Here is a 22,577-nt window from a genome sequence, read left to right on the forward strand (position 1 = left end):
CAGGAGAGATACCCATGACGACCCAGACATTCTCGACACCCGAAACGCTGTCGAAGACCAAGCGTCACCCAACAACCCAAACACGGTCGACGGCCAAGACGTTCGCGTCAATCGCGCCACGCTTCCTGCTGGGATTGGCGTCCGCCGCGATCCTGAGTGCCTGTGCCACATCAGGTAGCCAACTGCAGCAACCGATCGATCCCGAAGATCGCGAGCTGTTTGCGCATCACTATGTCGAGTCGATGCCCTCGAGCGACTGGAACCGGATGGATTATATCCGTGAACTGGAAGCCTCCGGCCAGGCACTGAAAGCCATCGAGCTGCTCAAACCGATGGCCCAGACGCATCCCGAGGCAAACTACGAGCTAGGCAGCATCTACGACGAAGCCAAGGGCGTACCGCGCGATCCGCAACTCGCCGCTCACTACTACCGCCTGGCCGTTCCCTACGAATTCAGCGGGCTCGACAACGCCTCGCTCAAGCTGGGTCGTCTCTATCGTGCCGGCGACGGCGTCGAACGCGACCCCGCCTTGGCCTGGAACCTGTTCCAGCAGGCCGTCGACCACGACGGCAACCCCAGCGCGCGTATCGAGCTGGCCGAAATGCAGCTCGCCGCTGACGGTGTTTCGCGAGACGTGGAGGCGGCGCGCGACCAGCTCGAGCAGGCCGCCTCCGCCAATGAACCACGCGCGCTGCGCGCCCTGGCCGACAATTACGCGCCGGGTGGCGCGTTCGAGACCGATACGACGCGAGCCCACGACTACGCCGAACGCTACGCCCGGGTTATGACCACTCGTGCCGAGAACGGCGATGTTGGTGCCATGCTGGCACTGGCACGACTGTATGCAGACGATGGCCTGCTGCCGCAGCCGGCACGTCAGGAGCAATGGCTGTCGCGCGCCGCCGACAGCGGCGAACCCGACGCCCAGGCCGCCGCCGGTCACCTACTGATCGAGAAATCCGACCCGTCACGTGGGCTGGCGCTGCTCGAAACGGCAGCGGAAGCCGGCAATGCCGACGCCGCCTACTGGCTCGGCCAGGCCTACCTCGGCCAGGGCCAGGTCGCGCCGGACGCGACGCTTGCCAAGCGCTGGCTCTCGCGCGCTACGGAACGCGGACAGGTGGATGCCTCGCGCACGCTCGGCAACGCCTATGTCGAGGGCGACGTCCTGGAACAGGACTCCGCCCGTGGCGTCCAGCTGCTGGAGCAGGCTGCCGAGCACAACGACGCCTACGCCATGGCCCTGCTAGGTAACCTCTATCTGGACGGCGAGCAGGTGCCACCGCAGCCGCAGCGCGGTATCGACTATCTCGAGCGCGCGAATCGTCTCGGGCACCCTTACGCTACGGTCCGTCTCGGCGAAAGCTATCTCAAGGGCGAGGGTGTCGCCGCCGATCCGGTACACGGTGTAGCGTTGCTGACCGATGCTGCCAACCAGCAACAGAGCGGCGCGGCCCGCACACTCGGCACGGCTTACCTGGACGGCACCGTCCTGCAGCAGGATCCAACCAAGGCGAAACAGTGGCTGACCCGCGCCATCGAGCAGGATCCGAGCGATACCACATCGAAGACACGGCTCGGTCAGGGCTATCTTGAGGGCACGATTCCCGGTGGCAGCGGCCAAGGTATCAGCCTGCTTGAGGAAGCCGCCGATCAGGGCGACGACTACGCCATGGTCGTGCTCGGCCGCGCCTATCGTGAAGGTGTCGGTGTCGCCCCCGATCTAGCCCGCTCCGAACGTTGGCTGCAACGCGCCGCGCAGGCAGGCCATCCTTCCGCCCGTCAGGCGCTCGCACGCACCTACCGGGCCAGCGGTGAACAGGGCAACATCGATGACCTGATCCGCGCCGCGCGCATGGGCGAGGTACCCGCGATGACCGATCTCGGTCGTGCCTATCTGTACGGCCGCGGCGTGCGTGCCAACTACGCCAGCGCCAGACAGTGGCTGACTCGGGCAGCCGATGCCGGCCACCCCTCCGCCATGGCATCGCTCGGCCGCATGTATGCCGATGGCCTGGGCGTGAATGCCAACCCCTCACGCGCGGCAGACTATCTCGAGCGCGCCGCCAATGCCGGTCATATCGGCGCTCAGGCCGATTTTGGCGAGATGCTGCTGAACGGCCGCGGTGTGCCGGCCGACCCGCAGCGCGGCGTACGTCTGCTAACCCAGGCAGCTAACGCGGGCCATGGCTCCGCCGGGGTCACGCTTGGCGAGGCCTACCTCTACGGTCATGGTGTCAGCGCCAATCCCGACCGCGGTATTCGCTATCTGACACGCGCGGCCGAAAGCGGCGATGACAACGCCCAGCGCGTACTCGGCAAGGCCTATCTCGAAGGCAACGGCGTCGACCGCGATACCGATCAGGGTCTGACATGGCTGACACGTGCGGCCGATCGCGGCAATGTTTCCGCCAAGGCAGCACTCGGCTCCGCCTACCTGCAGGGCGACAGTGGCGTGAGCCAGGATGTCGAGCGAGGGAAACGGCTGCTGACCGAAGCCGCCGAGACCGGTCACGCCGGCGCCGAAGCCGCACTGGGCCGTGCCTACCTCAGTGGTGAAGTGCTGCCGCGGGACCCTCACAAAGGCGCCGAGCTGCTGGTCGAGGCGGCACGCCAGGGACACCAGTCCGCTCGCCTCTCCATGGCGCAGGCGTATCTGCAGGCGCGTGGCATCGAGTATGTCAATCAGCAGCAGGCCATGGTCTGGCTCGACGGCGTGATGGAAGGTAACAGCGAGACCGCCATCGACACCCTGCAGGACCTGCTCGAAGACCCGGCAGTCGCCGAAGCGGCCAGCGAAGGAGCGTCTTCTTGATGCTCGGAGACCGCAGCGGGCGCGCCGCCGCCAGACGCCGGGCAGCACGATCCCGCGTCTGGTTGTTGCTGACCCTGGGACTCTTCGCCCAATTCCCGGCCCTGGCGGCCGGGGACACGGCAAACGGCGGCGACCTGGCGATGGCAAAAAGCGCCATAGTCAACGCGGCCGAGCTGGGCGCCAGCGCGCGTCTGTTGCTCGAGGCGCGTGACGCGTTGGCGACGCCGCTTGATAGCGTGGTCGACAAGACTCGGCTGGCCGCCAGCGGCGACCCGCACGACTACTTCAGCTTCGCCCCCTACTGGTGGCCGGATCCCGATCGCCCGGATGGCCTGCCCTACGAGCGCCGCGATGGTGAATACAATCCGGCGACTCGCGGCGACGCCACGGACAAGCAACGGCTGATCGACTTCATCGATACCGTCGATGCGCTAGCGTGGGGCTACCGGCTCAGCGGGGACCCACACTACGCCGACCGCGCCGTGGCACAACTCGAGCACTGGTTTCTCGACCCCGAGACCCGCATGAACCCCAACCTGCGCTACGCCCAGGCGATCCCCGGGCGGGTCGACGGGCGCGGCATTGGCATTATCGAAAGTCGTCTGCTGATCGATCTGGCGGCGGCGATCGAGCGGCTGACGCCCGCTGACGCGATGACGCCGACGACGCTAGCCGGACTACATAGCTGGTATGCGGATTACCTGGACTGGCTGCAACGCAGCGACAATGGCCGCGACGAGGCTGACGAGTCCAACAATCACGGCACCTGGTACGACGCTCAGGTCGTCGCCTTCGCGCGCTTTCTGGACCGCCCGAAACTGGCGCAGGAACAGTTGCAGCGCGCCAGCCAGAGGCTGGACGCGCAGTTCGGGCCAGACGGTCGCCAGCCGCTCGAGCTGGAACGCACCCGCCCCTGGCACTACGTCAACTTCAACCTCGAGGCCTGGTCGATACTGCTCGATGAAGCGGCGGCCATGGATCTCGACTGGCCCGAGGGCAACGCCCGCGAGCGATTGGCCGCCGCCTATCGCTGGGTCGCCGAACACGCAGCGGCGCCCGAAAACTGGCCCTACGATGAGCTGCACGCTTTTGCGCCGGAGATCGCGCTGGCCAACCTGGCCGCCGCCCGACGCCATGACTTGCTGGGGGAACGACAGGCCCTGGCGAACCACCTGATCGCAAACTGGCTGGCCGCGGAAGCCCGCCCCGCCGAAACGGTGATGGCGCTGGGCAACGGGTGAGGACGCCAGTGCCGGCGGCAACCTTGTGACGTGTTATCCCTGAAGTGACGTACGATCCCGGAAGTGTAGCGCTATCCCTGCAGTGACGCACGATCCCTGATAATTCGGGCCTTCACAGAAGCCACGTTTCCCGCGTGCAACCGGCGAGTGCGGATACAATCCGGTCAGTTGTTCAGCTAATAAAAAACCCCGCTGTTTCGACAGCGGGGTTTTCTCGGTTCGGCTTGCTGACAAACCGTCTGGCGGAACGACTCAGTCGAAGGGATTACGCAGCACGATCGTCTCGTTGCGGTCCGGCCCCGTCGAGATAATATCGATCGGCGTCCCCACTTCCTTTTCCAGGAAAGCAATGTAGGCACGTGCGTTCGCCGGCAGCGCGTCGGCGCTACGGATCCCGATGGTCGATTCGCTCCAGCCCGGCAAGTCATGGTAGACCGGCTCGATCACTTCGTAGCCTTCCGAGTCGACCGGGTTGTCGATGGTTTCGCCATCCTTGCTGCGATAGCCGACGCAGACACGGATGTTTTCCAGACCATCCAGCACGTCGAGCTTGGTCAGGCAGATACCCGATACCGAGTTGATCTGCACCGCGTGGCGCAGCGCCACCGCGTCGAACCAGCCACAGCGCCGGGCACGCCCGGTGGTCGCGCCGAATTCGTGGCCCTTCTCGGCCAGGTGACGACCGAACTCGTCGAACAGCTCGGTCGGGAACGGGCCGGAACCGACACGCGTGGTATAGGCCTTGGTGATACCGAGCACGTAGTCCAGGTAGAGCGGGCCGACGCCGGAACCGGTGGCCGTGCCGCCGGCCGTGGTGTTCGAGCTGGTGACGTAGGGGTAGGTACCGTGGTCGATATCGAGCAGCGAACCCTGCGCGCCTTCGAACAGAATATTGTCGTCGGCCTTGCGAATGTCGTGCACCAGAGAAACGGTGTCGCACACCATCGGACGCAACTCTTCGGCAAAGGCCATGGCCTGATCCAGAACTTCCTGGAAATCGACAGCCGTCTCGCCGTGATACCGCGTGAGCACGAAGTTGTGGTAGTCCAGAACCTCGCCCAGCTTGGACGCGAAGCGCTCGCGATGCAGCATGTCGCCGAGGCGTAGGCCACGACGCGCGACCTTGTCCTCGTAGGCAGGACCGATGCCACGACCGGTCGTACCGATCTTGGCCACGCCGCGAGCCTTCTCGCGCGCCTGATCGAGGCGTACGTGATACGGCAGGATCAGCGGACAGGCCGGAGACAGGCGCAGGCGTTCACGAACCGGCACGCCCTTCGCCTCGAGTGTCTGGATCTCGTCGATCAGGGCCTCGGGCGACAGCACGACGCCATTGCCGATGACACAGGTCTTGTCCTCGCGCAGGACGCCGGAAGGAATCAGGTGCAGGACGGTCTTCTGGCCGTCGATGACCAACGTGTGACCGGCATTGTGCCCGCCCTGGAAGCGCACCACGGCGGCCGCGGACTCGGTCAGCAGGTCGACGACCTTGCCTTTCCCCTCGTCGCCCCACTGGGTACCCAATACGACTACGTTCTTGCCCATTGCTCTCGTCTCTCGATCAGTTCGTCGCGATCAAATTACCCTGGCGGCGCTGGCTCGCAGCCACCGTCGCCTCAATTCAGCGGCTCGGTTTGCCACTCTCCCTCGCGCCAGACCAGGTGGCGGTCGCAGCGGTGCGCGCCGGGGCCGGTATGCTGCCCGGGCAACGCCTGGATCACTCGTTCGCCCTGCCCGCGCAAACGGTTGATCGCCTCGCTCAGGGCGACATCCTCATCCCCGGGCGCCCAGATCCCGTTCACCGGCGGCTCACGCTCCGCCAGCGTGGCCAGCTGCTTGAGATCCATGGAAAATCCGGTGGCAGGTCGGGCACGGCCAAAAGCCTGACCGGTATCGTCGTAACGACCACCCTTGCTCAGCGCCTGGCCATAGCCCGGCACGTAGGCCGCAAACACCATCCCCGTGTGGTACTGGTAGCCTCTCAGCTCGGCCAGATCGAAGTAGATCGACACTTCGGGATGCTCGCTGACCACACCACGATGCAGGCGCACCAGCTGGTCCAGCGCCGCGTGTACCGCCGCCGGCGCTTCCGCCAGCGCCAGACGGGCGTGCTCGAGAATCTCGGCGCCGCCGTGCAGGCGTGGCAGTTCGGCCAGCATGCGCGCCAGCGCGGGATCGGCGATATGCGCCGCCACCAGTTCATCGACCCGCGTGAACGCCTTGCGCTCGATCGCCTCGAACAGCGCGCGCTCGACCTCGTCGCCACAGTCCGCTGCACGGATCAGCTCGCGGTAGATCGCGATATGGCTGAGCGCGAGATGCAGCTCACGGGCTCCGGCCGCTTCGAGACTCGAGAGCGCCAGACGCAGCACCTCGATATCAGCCTCGAGTCCGGCGTGCCCGAACAGCTCGACGCCAACCTGCATCGGGCTGCGGCCACCCTGATGCTTGTCCGCCTGCGCGCGCAGCACCGTCGTGCAGTAGCACAGGCGAACCGGGCCCTGACGCTTGAGCGAGTGAGCATCCATGCGGGCGACCTGCGGCGTCACGTCGGCGCTGGCACCCATCATGCGTCCGGTCAGTTGATCGGTCAGCTTGAATGTCTGCAGATCGAGGTCGGTACCGGTGCCGGTCAACAGTGAGTCGAGAAATTCCACCGGCGGCGGCATGACAAGGTCATAGCCCCAGCGGTCGTACAGGTCGAGCAGCGTCCGACGCAACTCCTCCATCCGGGTTGCCTGCGGCGGCAACACTTCGTCCATGCCGTCGGGAAGCAACCAGCGGTCAGCGATCGTCATGAGCCTGTCCTGCCAAGCGGTAAGTCGGTAATCATCGGTGGCGAGAGACACCCGCCATCCCGGAAAAGGCCTTGCCGACCGGTCTGGCCTGGCTGCCAGCCCGTGTCGCACAAAAAAGCCGGGCAAGACCCGGCGATAAGATGGTACCACGAAATGCCCGCGGGGAAATCCCGCGGGCAGTGGTTTTCAGGGTGTCAGCGCGGGGAGGCTCCCGCTTCTGGCGTCGGATCGCCCAGATAGCGGAAGAACTCGCTGCTTTCCGGACTCAGCACCAGCAGATCCTTGCCCTCGCCGCTGAAGCTTTCGCGGTAGGCCTGCATCGCGCGATAGAAGCGGAAGAACTCGGGATCCGCCTGGTACGCGCTGGCGTAGATCTGGGCGGCCTGCGCGTCACCCTCACCGCGTGTGGTCTCCGCTTCCTGACGGCCGCTGGCTAGAATCTCCTGACGCTGGCGATCGGCATCGGCGCGAATCGCCTCGGCCTGCTGCGAGCCCTCGGCGCGATAGGTCCGCGCCGCCTGCTCGCGCTCGGAGTTCATGCGTTCATAGACCGCCTGCGTGACCTCGGTCGGCAGTTCGATGCGCTTCACGCGGATATCGAGGATATGCACCCCGAGCTCGTCGCGCATCGCCGCGTCAAGCTGCTCCACCGGCTCGACCATCAGTTCCTCGCGCGCGCCTTCGACCGTGTCCGCCCCCTTGTCCTCGCCCACCAGCTGCTGATTGTCGCTCTCGGCGGCAATGCGCTCCTGGATGATGTCGGACATCTCGGTTTGGCCGAACTTGTTGCGCAGGGCTTCGTCGGTCCGCGGCGCGATCAGGTTTTCGGCGACCTGAATATTGCCACGGGTCGCTTCGTAGAACTGACGCGGATCGGCGATCTTCCACTTGACGAAGGAGTCGACAATGACGGCCTTGGAGTCCGCCGTCAGATAGCGCGTAGCGCTGGAATCGACGGTCTGGACGCGCACGTCGAAGATGCGCACGGTGTTGAACACCGGCAGCTTGAAGTGCAGACCGGGGCCGATATCGTTCTCGATCACCTCGCCGAAGCGTAGCTTGATCGCGCGCTCGGTCTCGTTGACGACATAGAAACTGGCGCTGGCGAACCATGCCAGCAGCGCCAGGACGATGACGCCGATCAGGGCTCTGTTGTTAAACATTAACGGCCCTCCCGCAGGCTGGAACTCCGCGACTGCTGCTGCGAGCTGCTGTTCATGTGATCGACCACCTGCCGTGAAATCTGTTCAAGCTGCTGCATGCTCATCGAGGACGAGCTACCGCTGCTGCCGCTACCTCCCGCCTGCATCTGGTTGAGCGGAAGCACCGTGACGGCGTCACTGTCCCCGAGATCGACCAGCGCCTTGGGCGTGCGGCTCAGCACCTGGCTGACGGTATCCAGATAGAGACGCTGGCGCGTCACTTCCGGCGCCTGCTGATATTCACCCAGCAGCGAGTTGAAGCGATTGGTTTGACCGGTCGCGTCGGAGACGGTCGCAGCCTTGTAGCCGTCAGCCTCCTCGAGCAGGCGCTGCTTCTGACCCTGCGCTTCCAGCACCACCGCCTGGCGGTAGGCATTGGCCTGGTTGATCGAACGCTGGCGTTCTTCGCGCGCACGGATAACGTCGTCGAAGGCGTCCTGGACGCGATCCGGCGGCGACGTCGACTCGACGTTGATCGTCTGCAGGCGCAGGCCTGTGCCATAGGCATCCATATAGGCGCCGAGACGGTCGAAGACACGCTGCCCCAGACGGTCACGTCCGGTCGTCAGAATCTCCTGCAGGGGCATGTTGCCGACTTCCTGACGCAGCGCGGAATCCATGGCGTTCTGCAGCGTCAGCTCCGGCTGGTTGACGTTGACCAGAAACGCATGCGCGTCGTTGACCACGTACTGGGCCGAGACGCTGACGCGCACGATGTTCTCGTCGCTGGTCAACATCGAGTCGCTCTGGTTGGCAGAACGGATGCTGGTCACGTTGACGTTCTCGACCTGATCCACGATCGGCGGATTCCAGTGCAGGCCGGGGTTGAGCGTCGAGGTGTACTTGCCGAAGCGGAACACCACGCCACGCTCGGACTGGTCGATCAGATGGAAGCCGGAGGCCGCCCAGATGACCGCCGCCACGATCAGCACCAGCACCGGCAGCACGAAGGGATTGCGCTTGCCGCCGCCGCCATCGTTGCGACCGCCACCGGATCCGCCGCGCTTGCCGCGCCCGCCGAGCACCCGATTGATCTTGTCCTGAAACTTTTTCAACGCCTCATCGAGGTCCGGCGGTCCCTGATTGCCGTTGCCGTTGCCGTTATTACCACCATTACCGTTGGGGCGGCGGCCCCCTCCACCGCTCCACGGATCCTGCTGGTTGTTGCCACCACCTGGCTCGTTCCAAGCCATACCTAGTCTCCACTGATGCAGTCAAAGCGTTGCGTCGAGCATTGGGAGCACGAGCCGCCGTGGCAGCACTGCGCTGGCGTGCGGAGACGATGGTCGGCCTGATGGCGAATCGTTTCTGCCCCGCGTCATTCGGACCCGTCGAGCGGATCGCGAAGCTCCCCTGCGAATGTCTTCTCGCCTCAGACCTGTTCCCAGTCGGCGACCGGCGTCTGTTCTGAAGCGGGCAAATAGTCCTCGGCGCGTTCGCCCAGGCGGGCCATCATCTGCATAAACTCCCGTCGGGGCAAGCGAATCTCCAGACAGGAACGGCCTCGCTCGTCGAACGCCTCGTCGCGAACCGCTTGTAATTCGTGTAGTGCCGCTCGTAGTCGACCTTGCTCCGGCGTCAGCGTCAAGCGGATATCGAGGATATCCTCCGCCAGCCACTCACCAAGCGCTTCGCGCAAGAGCTCGAGCCCTTCGCCCTGACGCGCCGAGAGCCAGACGACCTGCGGCCGCCCCTGCTCGTCACGCTCGATGCGCGGCGACGACCCCATCAGATCGATCTTGTTCATCACCAGCAGTCGCGGCACGTCGTCGGCGTCGATCTCGGACAGCACGCTGTCGACCTGCGCCACGTTGAGCTCGCGATCCGGATCGGCAGCGTCGATCACATGCACGATCAGACTCGCTTCAGTGGCTTCCTGCAGCGTTGCCTGGAAAGCCTCGACCAGCTTGTGCGGCAGATGGCGAATGAAGCCGACCGTATCCGCCAGCACGACTTCACCGACATCCGGCACCTCAAGACGGCGCAGCGTCGGGTCCAGCGTGGCAAAGAGCTGATCGGCGGCGTAGACCTCAGCAGCGGTGATGGCATTGAACAGCGTCGACTTGCCGGCGTTGGTGTAGCCCACCAGCGAGACGCTCGGCACCTCGGCGCGCGCCCTGGCTCGCCGATTCTGGTCGCGCTGCTTGCGCACCTTGTCGAGCCGCTTGTGAATCGATTTGATGCGACCACGCAGCAAGCGTCGGTCGGTTTCGAGCTGGGTTTCACCCGGACCGCGAAGACCGATACCGCCCTTCTGACGCTCGAGGTGGGTCCAGCCGCGCACCAGACGTGTCGACATGTACTCGAGCTGAGCCAGCTCGACCTGGAGCTTGCCTTCGTGAGTTCGGGCGCGCTGCGCGAAGATATCGAGAATCAGGCCCGTGCGATCGAGCACGCGGCATTTCAGCGTGCGCTCGAGATTGCGCTCCTGAGAAGGAGACAGGGCATGATTGAAAATAACCAGTTCGGCGTGGTGCGTCTCGAGGGCGGTCTTGACCTCGTCGAGCTTGCCACTGCCAATGAAGGAGCGAGGGTCGGGACGGCGCCGGCTACCCTGAATCAGGGTCGCCGGCTCCGCCCCGGCAGAGCGCACCAGCTCCAGCAGTTCACCTGGATCCTCGCGCTCCTGCTCGTCCTGAAAGTCCACATGGACCAGAATCGCCGTTTCGCCGGCGTCGGGACGTTCGAAAAACAATCACAACCTCTCGATTCAGTTCTCGAGCCCGGGTGCTGCAGCATTGGGGTCCTGAGGCGGCAACCGGACGTTACGGGACGGCACGACCGTCGAAATGGCGTGCTTGTAAACCATCTGACTCACGGTATTGCGCAGCAGGATGACAAACTGATCGAAAGACTCGATCTGGCCCTGCAACTTGATGCCGTTGACAAGAAAAATGGAAACCGGGATGCGCTCCTTGCGCAGAATGTTCAGGTACGGATCCTGAAGGGACTGTCCTTTGGACATGTTGCTCTCCCTAATAATGTTATGAATGTTGCTGTTTTAGTTGGGCGACAAGTCGTTCTGATTCGGCATCATGCGGTGACATGTGCTGTCACCTGCGACCCTCGTGACTAAGCCCAACATTTTACGCTAACTCCCGGGGTCACGCACGATTTTCGCGATCTGTGCCCGCGCATCTGCCGCACAGGCGTCGACGCGATGCAGATCCGGCCAGCGCCGCAGCCAGGTCAGCTGACGTTTGGCCAGCTGGCGCGTCGCCGCGATGCCCCGCTCGCGCAGGGTCGCGAAATCGCAGGCACCCTCGAGATACTCCCACACCTGCCGGTAACCGACACTGCGCATCGAGGGCAGATCCGCGATCAGGTCCCCACGCTCTTTCAGCGCGGCCACCTCTTCCACGAAACCCTCCGCGAGCATGGCGTCGAAACGCTGCGCGATGCGCGCGTGCAATATCTGACGATCGGCGGGTGCGAGTGCTATGGACAGCAGTCGCCAGGGAAAGTTTTGTGACGGCTGGCGGCGCCAGTGCTCGCTGAGCGGGATCCCGCTCAGCTCAAAGACCTCCAGCGCGCGGATCAGGCGCTGGCGATTGCGCGGGTGGATCGCTGCTGCCGCTTGCGGGTCGATCCGCTCGAGATCCGCGTGGAGCGCCTCATAGCCGCGTGTTTCGCCCTGCAGGCGAAGCCGCTCGCGCGTCATCGGGTCGGCCGCAGGCATCTCGGCGACACCGTCGACCAGGCGCTTGGCATACATCATGGTGCCGCCGACCAGCAGCGGCGTTTTGCCGCACTCGGTGATACGGGTCATTTCGGTGAGCGCGTCGTGGTGGAAATCCGCCGCCGTATAGGTTTCAGCGGGATCACGGATGTCGATCAATCGATGGGGCGCTCGCGCGAGCTCGCTCGCGGTCGGTTTGGCAGTACCGATATCCATGCCGCGATAGACCATCGCGGAATCGATACTGATCAGCTCGAAGCCGAAACGCTCATGCAGTTCGATCGCGCTATCCGTCTTGCCAGAGGCCGTCGGGCCTAGCAGCATGACCGCCAGCGGGCGGGTGTCCTGAGTCAAGCGAGCCTCTCCCGGGAGGTGATGGCGAGCCGCGTCGGGGCTCGTGGCATAGGGTGATTGGCGGTTTCGCGCGCCGGGGACCGTCAGACTGCCTCACTGCCCGCGCAGGAACAGCTTGTCGAGCTGCGACATCGAGAGCTCGGTCCAGGTTGGACGACCATGGTTACACTGGCCGCTGCGCTCAGTGCGTTCCATGTCGCGCAGCAGCGCGTTCATCTCGGGCAGCGTGAGCTGCCGATTGGCACGCACGCTGCCGTGACAGGCCATGGTACCGAGCAACTCGTTGATCTGCGCCTCCAGCCGGTTGGAGCGGCCAAAGCGTTCCAGATCAGCCAGCATATCGCGCACCAGCGGCTCGATGTCGGCATCGGCGAGCAGCGCTGGCACCTGCCGAATCAGTAGCGTCTCCGGCCCGGCCGCATCGAGCTCGACGCCGAGACGCAGAAACGCCTCCCGCTCCTGCTCGGCCGTCTCCGCCTCGCCCGCGCTCACGGCCAGCGAAACGGGCACCAGCAATGGCTGGGCATCGAGCGCGCCAGCATGAACCTGCTGCTTCATGCGTTCGTAGACGATGCGCTCATGCGCCGCGTGCATGTCGACGATCACCATGCCCCGTTCGGTCTGCGACAGGATGTAGACGCCATGCAATTGCGCGACGGCGTACCCCAGCGGCGGCGCCTGCGTCTCGTCGCCCTCCGGCAAGGTAGTCACCGGTGCGGCGGGCTGCTCCCGGCGCGCCGTTGCCGCCGCCTCGCCGCCCGGGCTGGAGACCCCGCCCTCCCGCGGCGTGAGGAGTGTCTGCTCATGGTCGGGATGCAGCGCCCGGTAACCGGCCATGAATTCACGAATGCGCTGCGCCGGCGGCCGCGCCTGCCCGCCGGCGGGCGATCCCGAATAGCCGCCCCCCGCAGCAGGTGCCTCTTGCTGCTCGGCCAGGGCCATGCGCTGCTGCTGCCAGTCCGGCGCCGGCGACCCCGCCGGGCGTTCCGCTTCGACGGCAGCGGTCGCGGCGGCCTCGCCCTCCTCGGATGGCGTGCCGGCATTGGGTTTCACCTCTGCCAGCGCGCGATGCAGGCTGGAAAAGAGGAAGTCGTGCACCAGCCGACCGTCGCGAAAGCGCACTTCGTGCTTGGTGGGGTGGACATTGACATCCACGACGCGCGGATCGAGCTCCAGGTAGAGCACGAAGACCGGGTGGCGACCGTGGAACAGCACATCCCGATAGGCCTGGCGAATGGCATGTGCGACCAGGCGGTCGCGAACGATACGCCCGTTGACGAAGAAGTACTGCTGGTCGGCCTGGGCGCGCGAGTGAGTGGGCAACCCCACCCAACCCCATAGACGCAGTCCCGTCGCTTCCAGGTCGAGATGCAGCGCTTCTTCGAGAAAGCGCTTGCCGAGCAGCGCCGCGATCCGCCGCTCGTGGCCCGCCTGATCCTCGCCGACACCCGGAAGCTGGTGCACCACCTTCTGGTTGTGGCGCAACAGCCAGGTGATATCGAAGCGCGACAGCGCCAGCCGGCGAAAAGCCTCCTCCACATGACCGAATTCGGTCTTTTCCGTGCGCAGGAACTTTCGCCGTGCCGGCGTGTTGAAGAATAGGTCGCGAACCAGCACCGACGTGCCACGCGGATGCGGCGCCGGCGTGACGCGCGGCGCCATCTGACGCCCTTCGGCGACGACGCGCCAGCCCTCGGCGGGCGACTCGCCTATGTTCGAGATCAATTCCAGTCGCGACACCGAGCTGATCGAGGCGAGCGCCTCGCCGCGAAAGCCGAGGCTGGCGACGTCCTCCAGATCCTCGAGTGAAGCGATCTTGCTGGTCGCGTGCCGCGACAACGCCAGCGGCAAGTCGCTCTCGTCGATGCCATGCCCGTCATCGCGAACCCGGATCAGACGGGTACCACCCGCTTCCAGCTCGACCTCGATTCGCCGGCTGCCGGCATCGATGGCGTTCTCGACGATCTCCTTGACCACCGAGGCCGGCCGCTCGACCACCTCGCCGGCGGCAATCTGGTTGGCCAACCGGGGATCGAGGATGTGTATCCTTGAAGACTCGGCCATCATCGCCTCCCGTTCGCTGCCGACATGCCACCCGACGGCGCTCGTGTTCATGGAATGGTCAGCACCTGGCCGACGCGCAGGATATCGCTATCCAGACCGTTGGCCTGTTTCAATGCCTGCATCGTGATGTCATGGCTGGCAGCCACCTGAGACAGGGTATCGCCGGACTGCACCCGATATTCGTTGCTTGCCCCACCCCGCCCCTGATCTCGCTGCCACGCCAGCAGGCTGGTGGGCGGCGGGTGCTGGCGGAAATGCGCTACCACACCGGAATAGACCGCCTGCGCCAGCTCGGCCTGATGCGAGGAAGAACGTAGTTGCGCCTCCTCGCGCGGGTTGGATATAAACCCGGTCTCCACCAGCAGCGAAGGGATATCCGGCGACTTCAGGACCACGAAACCGGCCTGTTCCACGCTCGACTTGTGCAACTTGTTGATCCGGCCAAGCTGGTCGAGTACCTGGCCACCGGTGGCGAGCGAATCGTTCATGGTCGCTGTCATGGTCAGGTCGAGCAGCACTCCCCGCAGCACTTCGTCCTTGTCATCGAGACTCAGATTACCGTCGACCCCGCCAATCAGGTCAGACTCGTTCTCCGTGGCGGCCAGCCAGCGCGCCGTCTCCGACGAGGCACCGCCCTGCGACAGCGCATACACTGAGCTGCCGTAAGGCTGGCTGCTGCGCACGGCGTCGGCGTGAATGGAGACGAAGAAATCTGCCTTCTGCTGTCGCGCGATCAGGGTGCGCTGGCGCAAGCCGACATAGTAGTCGCCATCCCGGGTCATGATCGCCTTGAAACCAGGCGTCTGGTCGAAACGCGCCTTGAGCTTGCGCGCGATATCGAGCACCACGTCCTTCTCGCGAGTGCCGCTGGGGCCAGTCGCTCCGGGATCCTCGCCGCCATGGCCGGCGTCCACGGCCACGATGATGTCTCGTTTGGGATGCGGCTGCGCGGCGACCCTGGCCTCCTGCGGGTCGGGCGCCTGACCGGTGGCCGAGGCTTCAGCCTGGGCACGCTGCGCCGCCATCTCCTGATCGCGAACCATCGCTTCGATCGGATCGATCGGATCGCTCACGGCGCTCTCGCCGGGATAGTTCAGATCGACCACGAAGCGGTCGCTGTACTGCTCATTGGGCGCCAGCGTGAAACTCTGGGGCGCCACGCGGCGATTGACGTCCAGCACCACGCGCAGACCGCCACTCTCTCGAACACCGGTGCGCACCTGATCGATGGCGCTGTCGTCGAGATCGAGCTGGCCGATATCGAAATCGAGATCGGTGCCATCGAGATCGATGACGACTCGATCCGGATCGGCCAGCGTAAAGACGTTGGCATTCACCGGCCCGGACATGTCGAACACCAGCCGGACATGGTCCGGCGCCGACCATAGCCGCATGTTATCCACCTCGACTGCCTGCGCGCTGGCCGAGGCAACGATGGCCACAAGCGCGGTCAGAGCCAGCAGGGCCTGCCGCCGCCAGCCGGCCAGTAGCGCACGCATCAGACTGGCCATCAGCATCCAGATGCCCAGGCAACGCAGGCCATCAGGCTTGTCGGTGCCATCCGCAGGCACGGCTTCCACTTCTGTCAACATTCATCATCCTTGTGACTCAGGTCGGCCGGCAATCCGGCCAGCGCTTCGCGCCCCTTGGGCGTATGGGCAACCGCCATGGCGCGTCGCCCCGTCCCGGCCAGGGCCAGGTAGAGCTCCAGGTCGGGCGTCGGCAGCCAACCGTCCCCCCGGCTGGGCCACTCGATCAGACTCAAGGCATCGTCACCCAGCATATCGCGGGCGCCAATGAACTCGAGTTCCTCCGCATCGCCGAGCCGGTAGAGATCGAAGTGGTAGACACGCACCGCACCCAGTTCGTAAGGCTCGACCAGGGTGTAGGTCGGGCTCTTGACCGCACCGGTGTGGCCGAAGGCGCGCAGCACGCCGCGAGCCAGAGTTGTCTTGCCGGCCCCGAGATCGCCGATCAGGTGGACCTGTCCGCTGCCGCCTAGCGCGCGCGCGAGCTGTGCACCCAGTTCGACCTGGGCGGCTTCGTCATGAAGAAAGATCGGCATGAGGCTTCAATATTCAAGGGTTGGCCAAACGTCGCGCATAGGATGCCAGATCGCTTGCCAGCAGACCACGCTCGCCCCCGTCGCCGGCCGCCATGTCGGCCGCCAGCGCATGAATCAGCACACCGGTGCGCGCGGCCTGAGCCGGCGATTCGACCTGCCCCATCAGCCCGGCGATGATACCGGTCAGCGCATCTCCCATGCCGCCGCTCGCCATGCCGGGGTTGCCGAACGGGCACAGCGCCATCCGGTCGCCGTCGTAGACCAGCGAACCGCCCCCCTTGAGCACCACGGTCCCGCCACGGCGACGCTGCAGTTCGATCACCGCCCCGCGCCGGTCGCGCTGCACCTCGGCGGTCTGCCAGCCGAGTAACCGCGCGGCCTCGCCGGGATGCGGCGTCAACACCCAGTCGTCGCGTTGCAGCGTCGGCCAGTGATCGACCAGCAAGTTGAGGGCATCCGCATCGACCACGCAGGGCTTGCCCGCCTTCAGCGCGCAGGCGAGCACCGCCTGGCCCCAGGCACCGGTGCCGAGCCCGGGTCCTACAGCTAGCGTGTCGGCGGCATCGACCAGCGCCGCCAAGTCCGCGGTGCCACGAACGCCTCGCGCCATGACTTCCGGAAAACGCGTCAGGCTCGCTGACACGTGGCTCACATCGGTGGCAAGACTCACCTTGCCCGCACCGACTCGAGCCACCATTTCACTGGTCATCAGCGCCGCCCCGCCCATGCCCGGTGCCCCGGCAATCACCAGCACGTGTCCCTGGCTGCCCTTGTGACTGCTGGGCCGTCGCGGCGGCAAGGCATGGGCAATCTCCCATCGCGACTGCAGCCAGGCGACCGGCTCGAGGTCCGGCCATGCCGCCGGCGTCGCCCCGAGCGCACAGGACACCACGTCGCCCACGTAATCGAGTGCAGCACCGGTATGCAGGCCGAACTTGTCGCCGATGAAGGTCACGGTCAGCGTCGCCCGCACCGCGTCGACCTCGACGTGCCCGGTGTCGACGTCGACACCCGACGGCACGTCGATCGCCAACACCGGCCGTCTCGCCTCGCTGGCATTGGCGACGTCGGCGACAGGACGCAGGCTCGACACCGGCTCGTTGAGACGAGCGATCGCCGCGGCGAACGGCTCAAGCGGCGCCCCCGTGGCACCGGTGCCCAGCATGGCATCGACGATCACGTCGCCCGCCAGTTCGAGCGAGGATGCCCACGCCACCGGCTCCAGGCCCGAGGCCAGCGCCATCATCGCGGCGCGGCGAGCATTACCTTTCAGCGCCTCGACCGGCTTCAGTGCCACCAGATCGACCGCTAGCCCCTCGGCCGCGGCCAGCGCTGCCACGATATAGCCATCACCGCCATTGTTGCCGCCACCGCAGAGAACACAGAGATGACGTGCCTGCGGCCAGCGTGCCCGCAGCGCGTCATAGGCCGCCTGACCCGCTCGCTGCATCAGCGCAAAGCCGTCCCCTTCCTGAGTCATCAGTCGGCGATCCATGTCGCGGACCTGCTCGGCGAGGTACAGTGGATGGCGAGAGAACGAGGTGTTCATCTTGGCTCCTGCAAAAGGTGGCGGTTTGACGTGGCGGCCGGCGGGATTGTCGGTTGCCCCGTGCCGTCAACGAGATTGTGGTGTAGGGTAGCGCACCCGATCGGGTCATCTACGGCTTCATCGGCCCGTTTCCGCATGACGTGTCCGCCTTATCGGTTGTCAGCCCTCTTATCCTTGCATGACCCGCGTATGTCCGAGCCAACATCGATAGACCTCGACACACTCGCCCAGCAAATCAAGCAGTGGGGGCGCGAACTGGGTTTCCAGGACGTCGGCATTACCGACACCGACCTGGCGACCCACGAACGCTATCTGCAGCGCTGGCTGGACACGGGCCACCACGGCGAGATGGCCTACATGGCCCGCCACGGCACCAAGCGCACCCGACCCGCAGAGCTGGTGCCGGGCACCCTGCGGGTGATCAGCGCGCGGATGGACTATCTGCCGCCGGAAGTCGAGACCACCCGCACGCTGGGACAGCCGCAGAAGGCCTACGTTTCACGCTATGCCTTGGGGCGCGACTACCACAAGCTGATCCGCAAGCGGCTGGATCAGCTCGCGCGGCGCATCGAACAGGCAGTCGGCGATATCGGCTATCGCGCCTTCGTCGACTCCGCCCCCGTGATGGAGCGGGCGCTGGCGCAGAAGGCGGGGCTGGGCTGGTTCGGCAAGAACGCCATGCTGCTCAATCCCAAGGCCGGCTCGCTGTTCTTCCTCGGCGAGCTCTATACCGACCTGCCGCTGCCGGTGGACCCGCCCTTCGAGCGCGAACACTGCGGCTCCTGCTCGAGCTGCCAGACGGCCTGCCCGACCGATGCCATCGTCGACGACAAGATCATCGATGCCCGCCGCTGCATCTCCTATCTCACCATCGAACTGCACGGCAGCATCCCCGAGGAGTTTCGTCGCGCCATGGGCAACCGCGTCTATGGCTGCGACGACTGTCAGCTATTCTGCCCGTTCACGCGCTTCACCCGGGTCAGCCAGGAGGCGGACTTCGCGCCGCGCCACGACCTCGACCGCGCCGAACTGCTCGACCTCTTTGCCTGGAGCGAACCGGAGTTCCTCCAGCGCACGGCAGGCAGCCCGATTCGCCGCATCGGCTACGAGCGCTGGCTGCGCAATCTGGCCATCGGTCTCGGCAATGCGCCGTGGAGCGAGCGCGTCGAGCACGCGCTGCGCGCGCGCCTAGCCTACCCTTCCGACCTGGTGCGCGAACACGTGCGCTGGGCGCTGGCGGAGCAGGCCGCCAAGCGCGCGGCGCGCATCGCCAGCGCCTGAGCGACCGACAGGCGCCGCTTCCCGCCCCCGAACGTATCGGCTCGGTTTCGGGCGCGTCGTGTAACCGACTACGCCAGCTTCAGGAAGGTGTCGCGATAGTGCTTCAGCTCCGCCAGCGACTCGCGGATATCATCAAGCGCCTGGTGGGTATTGCGCTTGGTGAAGCCGCTCGCCGCGGCGGGATTCCAGCGCTTGGCCAACTCCTTGAGGGTCGACACGTCGAGATTGCGGTAGTGGAAAAAATCGTTCAGCGCCGGCATCTCGCGCTCCATGAAGCGCCGGTCCTGATGCACGCTGTTGCCGCAGACCGGCGACGACCCCGGTGCCACATGCGCCGCCAGAAACGCGAGCGTGCGTCGCTCCGCCTCGGCGGTGTCGACCTCACTGTGGCGTACGCGCTCGATCAGCCCCGATTCGCCGTGCGTTTTCTGGTTCCACGCGTCCATGCCGTCGAGCAGCGCATCCGGCTGGCGCACGGCCAGCACCGGCCCCTCGGCAATCAGGTTGAGTTCACCGTCGGTGATCAGCGTGGCAACCTCGATGATCCGCTCGCGATCCGGATCGAGTCCGGTCATTTCCAGGTCGATCCAGACGAGCAGATCGCTGCGTGGCGACGGCTCGGCGACGGCCTCGGTTGAGGCCTGTTCGGAAGCGGGGCGTTCGGAAGGGGCCGACATGAGGAACTCCAGTTGGGGGTCGTGCGGCCATGCGGGCGGACACGACGGGTCAGTAGGGCTACAATGCCGCCATTCTACACCCCGAGGCACGAAGGATGGGCAAACGCCGACCATGAGCCGACGTAAACTGACACGGCAACAGCGCTGGCGCGTCGAGAAGATCCAGGCCGAACGTGCCGAGCGCGCGGGACGCCGGGCACAGCGCGATGCCGAGCAGCTCGATGCTGGCACGTACGGTCCCGAACGCGCCGGTCGCGTCGCGGCGCATTTCGGCCGCACGCTGGAGGTCGAGGCGCCCGCCGCCGACACCGACGCCTTCACCCGCCATCGCTGCCACCTGCGGGCCAATCTCGAGGGGCTGGTCACCGGCGATCACGTGATCTGGCGCGAAGCCGACGACGGCAGCGGCGTGGTGGTCGCCCGCGGACAGCGCGACAGCGTGCTCGAACGCCCGGACGCCCGCGGCCAGATGCGCCCGGTGGCTGCCAATATCGATCAGATCCTGATCGTCATTGCCGCCGAGCCGGTGCCCCACCCCAATCTCATCGACCGCTACCTGGTCGCCGCCGAGAACACCGGGATTGCCCCGGTGCTGGTGCTCAACAAGAGCGACCTGCTGCCGGACGAGGGCGGCGAACTGCGCGAGCTGCTCGCGCGCTACACCGCGCTGGACTACCCGCTGATCGAAGCCTCCGCCCGCATCGATCATGGCCTCGTGGCCCTGCATGCCCAGCTGCACGAGCGGACCTCCGTCTTCGTCGGCCAGAGCGGCGTCGGCAAGTCATCGCTGATCGACCGCCTGCTGCCGGAAGAGACCCTGCGCATCGGTGCGCTATCGACGGAATCCCGCAAGGGCAAGCACACCACCACCACCGCTCGGCTCTATCCGCTGCCGCGCCAGGGCGAACCCGGCGCGCCTCGCGAAGGCGACCTGATCGATTCACCGGGCATTCGGGAATTCGGGCTCTGGCATCTCGACGAACAGCAGATTGCCGAGGGCTTCATCGAATTCCGTCCGTTCATCGGCCGCTGTCGCTTCCGCGACTGTCGCCACCGCGAAGAGCCCGGCTGCGCCCTGCTCGAGGCCGTCGAACAGGGCGATATCCATCCTGCACGTTTCGCCAGCTTTCAGCGCATTCGGGACGACGTCGCCAACACCTGAAAACCTCTCGTCCCTCTCACCGGATACGCCCGTCTCTCGGCCCGACACTGGCCCGCCCTCTGGGGGCCGGCAACCCTACCAGCCCGACGAAAGCTTGACCTGAAAACCCGCTCGCCGCGTCGAAACGCGGCGAGCGGATGGTTCATGCTAGACAGCTATCTAGTCGAGTGCCGGCCGACCGGGTCAGCCCTCGAACAGCATCAGGATCGACAGGAAAAACAGCACCCACATCGCCGGACGCACCTCGCGCGACTTGCCGACGCCGACCTTGACCACGACATAGGTCAGGAAACCGAACACTACGCCGTGGGTGATCGAATAGGTCAGCGGAATCAGCAGCATCGCCACGAAAGCGGGAATGGCGTCGTCGTACTGTTGCCAGTCGATCGTGCGGATCGGTGACAGCATGAACACGCCGACCATGATCAGTGCCGGCGCGGTGGCGATCGCCGGTACCAGCGCCAGCAGCGGCGACAGGAACAGGAACGGCAGGAACAGTAGGCCGGCGACCACCGCCACCAGCCCGGAACGACCGCCCTGACTGATACCGGCGGCGGATTCGACATAGGCGTTGGCCGGGCTGGTCCCCAGGGGCGCGGAGACCAGTGCCGACGCCGCGTCGACCATCATCGAACGCCGGATGTTGCGCGGTTCGCCGTTCTCGTCGAGCAGGTTGCCCGCCTGGCACACCCCGATGAATGTCGACATGGCATCGAAGAAGGTGGTGAACAGGATCACGAAGATGAAAGGCCAATAGGCGATCGACAGTGCACCCAGGAAGTCGACCTGCCCCATGGCGCTGAAGTCCGGCCAGGCGAAGATTCCCTGAAAGTTGACCAGCGTGGCCGAGCCGGTCGGCGACATGGCGCTGGCATCACCCCACAGGCGGCCGATCGGCACGGCCAGCAGCGTGGTCGCGACGATGCCCAGAATCAGGGCGCCCTGAAGGCGCTTGGCCACCAGCACCGCGGTGATCCCCAGCCCGATCAGAAAGGTGACCAGTGTCGGCGTCATCTCGCCAAGACCGACCACCGTGGCCGGATTGGAGACCAGCATGCCGGCGTTGACCAGCCCGATGACGGTGATGAACAGGCCGATACCACAGGCGATGGCGTGACGCAGCGTCGCCGGAATGGCGTCCACGACGTAGCGGCGGACGTTGAACAGCGCCAGAATGCCGAACAGCACGCCGGACCAGAACACGCAGCCCAGCGCCGTCTGCCAGGGAATTCCCGCGCCCAGCACCATCGTATAGGTAAACAGCGCGTTGATGCCCATACCCGGCGCGACCAGCACCGGATTGCGCGCATAGAACCCCATCATCACGCTGCCAAAGCAGCTGATCAGGACCGTCGCGGTCAGCGCGCCAGCAAAGGGCACCCCCGCGTTGGACAGGATCGACGGGTTGACCACGATGATGTACATCGCCGCCAGGAACGTTGCGACGCCAGCCAGCACCTCGGTCTTCGGGGTGGTATTCAGCGAGCGCAGGGAAAACAGTTTTTCAAGCACGCAGCCATCTCCTGAACATCGTGATTGTTATTGGTGATGTCGGGCGATACGGCACCCAACACCCTTTGTATACAAAATAACGGGTTATGAAAAGACGCGACATACCGATGCGGATCCGGCGTCATGACGCTTCCGCGTCGATAGGCCCCGTCGAGAGCGGCGCGCAGTATAGCGAAA

17 protein-coding genes are annotated in these 22,577 nt (G+C 65.5%); 4 read left to right on the plus strand and 13 right to left on the minus strand.

Going from position 1 to position 22,577, the window contains the following annotated elements; translation table 11 throughout:
* Nucleotides 1–14 precede the first annotated feature (14 nt).
* A complete protein-coding gene (locus MC381_RS06225; RefSeq protein WP_251976863.1) occupies nt 15–2,816 on the plus strand; it encodes a tetratricopeptide repeat protein in 2,802 nt (933 codons plus the stop codon).
* A complete protein-coding gene (locus MC381_RS06230) occupies nt 2,816–4,057 on the plus strand; it encodes an alginate lyase family protein (RefSeq protein WP_251976864.1) in 1,242 nt (413 codons plus the stop codon). The genes MC381_RS06225 and MC381_RS06230 overlap by 1 nt, the downstream gene beginning before the upstream one ends.
* A gap of 252 nt (nt 4,058–4,309) precedes the next feature.
* Here the strand turns inward: MC381_RS06230 and MC381_RS06235 are convergent, their stop codons facing one another.
* The 11 genes from MC381_RS06235 to MC381_RS06285 all read right to left on the minus strand — a co-directional run bounded on the left by MC381_RS06235 (nt 4,310) and on the right by MC381_RS06285 (nt 17,768).
* On the minus strand, nt 4,310–5,602 hold the full coding sequence (locus MC381_RS06235; protein ID WP_251976865.1) for an adenylosuccinate synthase: 1,293 nt from the start codon (nt 5,600–5,602) through the stop codon (nt 4,310–4,312).
* A 71-nt stretch (nt 5,603–5,673) separates the two neighbouring features.
* A complete protein-coding gene (locus MC381_RS06240) occupies nt 5,674–6,855 on the minus strand; it encodes an ATP phosphoribosyltransferase regulatory subunit (protein ID WP_251976866.1) in 1,182 nt (393 codons plus the stop codon).
* Between the two features lie 194 nt (nt 6,856–7,049).
* Entirely contained in the window at nt 7,050–8,018 is a 969-nt protein-coding gene (hflC, locus tag MC381_RS06245) for a protease modulator HflC (RefSeq protein WP_251976867.1), read from the minus strand.
* The gene (hflK, locus tag MC381_RS06250; RefSeq protein WP_251976868.1) at nt 8,018–9,250 is read right to left on the minus strand and encodes an FtsH protease activity modulator HflK; all 1,233 of its coding nucleotides are present in this window, start codon (nt 9,248–9,250) and stop codon (nt 8,018–8,020) included. Before hflK ends, hflC begins: the two co-directional genes overlap by 1 nt.
* Before the next feature lie 179 nt (nt 9,251–9,429).
* Complete coding sequence (gene hflX, locus MC381_RS06255; protein WP_251976869.1) at nt 9,430–10,752, minus strand: ribosome rescue GTPase HflX; 1,323 nt, start codon at nt 10,750–10,752, stop codon at nt 9,430–9,432.
* 15 nt (nt 10,753–10,767) lie between these two features.
* On the minus strand, nt 10,768–11,022 hold the full coding sequence (gene hfq / locus MC381_RS06260; RefSeq protein ID WP_251976870.1) for an RNA chaperone Hfq: 255 nt from the start codon (nt 11,020–11,022) through the stop codon (nt 10,768–10,770).
* A gap of 126 nt (nt 11,023–11,148) precedes the next feature.
* Nucleotides 11,149–12,060 (minus strand): tRNA (adenosine(37)-N6)-dimethylallyltransferase MiaA, encoded by a 912-nt coding sequence (miaA, locus tag MC381_RS06265; RefSeq protein ID WP_251976926.1) that lies wholly within the window; start codon nt 12,058–12,060, stop codon nt 11,149–11,151.
* 123 nt (nt 12,061–12,183) lie between these two features.
* On the minus strand, nt 12,184–14,154 hold the full coding sequence (mutL, locus tag MC381_RS06270) for a DNA mismatch repair endonuclease MutL (RefSeq protein ID WP_251976927.1): 1,971 nt from the start codon (nt 14,152–14,154) through the stop codon (nt 12,184–12,186).
* A gap of 47 nt (nt 14,155–14,201) precedes the next feature.
* The gene (locus tag MC381_RS06275; RefSeq protein ID WP_251976928.1) at nt 14,202–15,653 is read right to left on the minus strand and encodes an N-acetylmuramoyl-L-alanine amidase; all 1,452 of its coding nucleotides are present in this window, start codon (nt 15,651–15,653) and stop codon (nt 14,202–14,204) included.
* An 86-nt stretch (nt 15,654–15,739) separates the two neighbouring features.
* Nucleotides 15,740–16,219 (minus strand): tRNA (adenosine(37)-N6)-threonylcarbamoyltransferase complex ATPase subunit type 1 TsaE, encoded by a 480-nt coding sequence (gene tsaE / locus MC381_RS06280; protein WP_251976871.1) that lies wholly within the window; start codon nt 16,217–16,219, stop codon nt 15,740–15,742.
* Between the two features lie 13 nt (nt 16,220–16,232).
* The gene (locus tag MC381_RS06285; protein ID WP_251976872.1) at nt 16,233–17,768 is read right to left on the minus strand and encodes an NAD(P)H-hydrate dehydratase; all 1,536 of its coding nucleotides are present in this window, start codon (nt 17,766–17,768) and stop codon (nt 16,233–16,235) included.
* A gap of 189 nt (nt 17,769–17,957) precedes the next feature.
* On the opposite strand from MC381_RS06285, the gene queG reads away from it, so the two are divergent.
* Nucleotides 17,958–19,049, plus strand: a complete 1,092-nt coding sequence (queG, locus tag MC381_RS06290) for a tRNA epoxyqueuosine(34) reductase QueG (RefSeq protein ID WP_251976873.1) — start codon at nt 17,958–17,960, stop codon at nt 19,047–19,049.
* A 68-nt stretch (nt 19,050–19,117) separates the two neighbouring features.
* On the opposite strand, the gene orn is transcribed toward queG, so the two are convergent.
* On the minus strand, nt 19,118–19,726 hold the full coding sequence (gene orn / locus MC381_RS06295) for an oligoribonuclease (protein ID WP_264297415.1): 609 nt from the start codon (nt 19,724–19,726) through the stop codon (nt 19,118–19,120).
* A 112-nt stretch (nt 19,727–19,838) separates the two neighbouring features.
* Between orn and rsgA the strand changes: the two genes are divergently transcribed.
* On the plus strand, nt 19,839–20,888 hold the full coding sequence (gene rsgA, locus MC381_RS06300; protein ID WP_251976874.1) for a small ribosomal subunit biogenesis GTPase RsgA: 1,050 nt from the start codon (nt 19,839–19,841) through the stop codon (nt 20,886–20,888).
* A 183-nt stretch (nt 20,889–21,071) separates the two neighbouring features.
* On the opposite strand, the gene MC381_RS06305 is transcribed toward rsgA, so the two are convergent.
* A complete protein-coding gene (locus MC381_RS06305) occupies nt 21,072–22,400 on the minus strand; it encodes an NCS2 family permease (RefSeq protein ID WP_251976875.1) in 1,329 nt (442 codons plus the stop codon).
* Nucleotides 22,401–22,577: the final 177 nt, after the last annotated feature.

The organism is Salinicola avicenniae (assembly GCF_023736115.1).
Classification (GTDB): Bacteria; Pseudomonadota; Gammaproteobacteria; order Pseudomonadales; family Halomonadaceae; genus Salinicola; species Salinicola avicenniae.

Excerpts from the sequence above, each read along its gene's own strand:
- mutL (WP_251976927.1), bottom strand. The coding sequence starts at position 14,154 with ATGGCCGAGTCTTCAAGGATACACATCCTCGATCCCCGGTTGGCCAAC.
- MC381_RS06225 (WP_251976863.1), top strand. The coding sequence starts at position 15 with ATGACGACCCAGACATTCTCGACACCCGAAACGCTGTCGAAGACCAAG.
- MC381_RS06275 (WP_251976928.1), bottom strand. The coding sequence starts at position 15,653 with ATGCGTGCGCTACTGGCCGGCTGGCGGCGGCAGGCCCTGCTGGCTCTG.
- tsaE (WP_251976871.1), bottom strand. The coding sequence starts at position 16,219 with ATGCCGATCTTTCTTCATGACGAAGCCGCCCAGGTCGAACTGGGTGCA.
- MC381_RS06285 (WP_251976872.1), bottom strand. The coding sequence starts at position 17,768 with ATGAACACCTCGTTCTCTCGCCATCCACTGTACCTCGCCGAGCAGGTC.
- hfq (WP_251976870.1), bottom strand. The coding sequence starts at position 11,022 with ATGTCCAAAGGACAGTCCCTTCAGGATCCGTACCTGAACATTCTGCGC.
- rsgA (WP_251976874.1), top strand. The coding sequence starts at position 19,839 with ATGAGCCGACGTAAACTGACACGGCAACAGCGCTGGCGCGTCGAGAAG.
- orn (WP_264297415.1), bottom strand. The coding sequence starts at position 19,726 with ATGTCGGCCCCTTCCGAACGCCCCGCTTCCGAACAGGCCTCAACCGAG.
- miaA (WP_251976926.1), bottom strand. The coding sequence starts at position 12,060 with ATGCTGCTAGGCCCGACGGCCTCTGGCAAGACGGATAGCGCGATCGAA.
- hflK (WP_251976868.1), bottom strand. The coding sequence starts at position 9,250 with ATGGCTTGGAACGAGCCAGGTGGTGGCAACAACCAGCAGGATCCGTGG.
- MC381_RS06230 (WP_251976864.1), top strand. The coding sequence starts at position 2,816 with ATGCTCGGAGACCGCAGCGGGCGCGCCGCCGCCAGACGCCGGGCAGCA.
- MC381_RS06240 (WP_251976866.1), bottom strand. The coding sequence starts at position 6,855 with ATGACGATCGCTGACCGCTGGTTGCTTCCCGACGGCATGGACGAAGTG.
- queG (WP_251976873.1), top strand. The coding sequence starts at position 17,958 with ATGTCCGAGCCAACATCGATAGACCTCGACACACTCGCCCAGCAAATC.
- MC381_RS06235 (WP_251976865.1), bottom strand. The coding sequence starts at position 5,602 with ATGGGCAAGAACGTAGTCGTATTGGGTACCCAGTGGGGCGACGAGGGG.
- hflC (WP_251976867.1), bottom strand. The coding sequence starts at position 8,018 with ATGTTTAACAACAGAGCCCTGATCGGCGTCATCGTCCTGGCGCTGCTG.